1 protein-coding gene is annotated in these 353 nt (G+C 65.2%); it reads right to left on the reverse strand.

Annotated features, from left to right (window positions below):
- The coding region (gene icmH, locus FLQ44_RS14570) for a type IVB secretion system protein IcmH/DotU (RefSeq protein WP_206208902.1) at positions 1 to 353 on the reverse strand (353 nt) is incomplete at both ends.

Raw genomic sequence — 353 nt, forward strand, 5'->3', positions numbered from 1 at the left:
GCAGTAGTACATGAGCTCCAGCAGATCGATGTGCTGCGACGGCGCCTGCGCCAGCTTGGCCAGGAGCTGGAAGAACTTCTCACCGCCCCAGGTTTCGTTGTGGAAGGTAACGAGCAGGCTGTTGCGCGACCACGCGCCATTGCCGCCCCAGGGTGTCTGCGCCGCGGTCTCGTCGAGCACGGTGCACAGGCAGTAGCGCGCGGCCAGCACGTGCTCGTTGCTGACGCCAAGCCCCTTGGCGGTCGCCTCGAAGCGGCGGACCTCGTCGACCAGATAGGCGCGCAGCCGATCAGGTTCGGCGTTGTGTACCAGGGTGCGGATCTGGAACACCAGATTGAGCAGGGGATTGTCCG

Origin of the sequence: Vogesella mureinivorans (genome assembly GCF_007644035.1) — a bacterium.
Lineage (GTDB): Bacteria > Pseudomonadota > Gammaproteobacteria > Burkholderiales > Chromobacteriaceae > Vogesella > Vogesella mureinivorans.